Raw genomic sequence first — 1,356 nt, 5'->3', positions numbered from 1 at the left:
GACTTGCGTCTACCCATCAGATCTCAGGCTATATGAACGACGGATTTGCCTATCGTTCGCCCTACATCCTTAGACCGGGACAACCATCGCCCGGCTCGGCTACCTTCCTGCGTCACACCTGTTAATACGCTAAACGCACCAGCACGGGGTCGTACGCTAGGCCCAACGCTTCACCCCGAAGGGATCCATCAAAGGGATTCAGATACTTAGCACTACTGGATTGTCTTGGGCGGTTCTTCGCCGGTACGGGAATATCAACCCGTTGTCCATCGACTACGCCTGTCGGCCTCGCCTTAGGTCCCGACTTACCCAGGGAAGATTAGCTTGACCCTGGAACCCTTGGTCTTCCGGAGGACGGGTTTCTCACCCGTCTTTCGCTACTCATGCCTGCATTCTCACTCGTGTGGCATCCACGGCTGGTTCACACCGCCGCTTCACTCGCCACACGACGCTCTCCTACCCATCAACACGGCTGGACCACGAAGGCCTACCACTAATGTCAATGCCACAACTTCGGTGGCGTGCTTGAGCCCCGTTACATTGTCGGCGCGGAATCACTTGACCAGTGAGCTATTACGCACTCTTTCAAGGGTGGCTGCTTCTAAGCCAACCTCCTGGTTGTCTGTGCAACTCCACATCCTTTCCCACTTAGCACGCGCTTAGGGACCTTAGTTGGTGGTCTGGGTTGTTTCCCTCTCGACTATGAAGCTTATCCCCCACAGTCTCACTGCTGCGCTCTCACTTACCGGCATTCGGAGTTTGGCTGACGTCAGTAAGCTTTTGGGCCCCATCGGCCATCCAGTAGCTCTACCTCCGGCAAGAAACACGCAACGCTGCACCTAAATGCATTTCGGAGAGAACCAGCTATCACGAAGTTTGATTGGCCTTTCACCCCTATCCACAGCTCATCCCCTCCATTTTCAACTGAAGTGGGTTCGGTCCTCCACGACGTCTTACCGTCGCTTCAACCTGGCCATGGATAGATCACTTCGCTTCGGGTCTAGACCCTGCGACTGAATCGCCCTATTCGGACTCGCTTTCGCTACGGCTGCCCCACACGGGTTAACCTCGCCACAGAGCACTAACTCGCAGGCTCATTCTTCAAAAGGCACGCCGTCACCCCTACAAGGAGGCTCCGACGGTTTGTAAGCAAACGGTTTCAGGTACTATTTCACTCCCCTCCCGGGGTACTTTTCACCTTTCCCTCACGGTACTTGTCCGCTATCGGTCATCTGGGAGTATTTAGGCTTATCAGGTGGTCCTGACAGATTCACACGGGATTTCTCGGGCCCCGTGCTACTTGGGATACTCTTCACGCCATAACACCATTTCGACTACGGGGCTCGCACCCGCTCT

Annotated in this window: 1 rRNA gene (only partly in view); it reads right to left on the bottom strand. The window is 55.2% G+C overall.

Annotated elements, in window-relative coordinates:
- Positions 1-1,356 (bottom strand): 23S ribosomal RNA (locus C5C39_RS16950) (it extends past both window edges: 1,452 nt to the left, 463 nt to the right).

This window comes from Rathayibacter sp. AY1F3, assembly GCF_002931975.1.
In the GTDB taxonomy this organism is placed as follows: Bacteria; Actinomycetota; Actinomycetes; order Actinomycetales; family Microbacteriaceae; genus Rathayibacter.
This window is presented reverse-complemented; position numbering and strand designations above follow the sequence as displayed.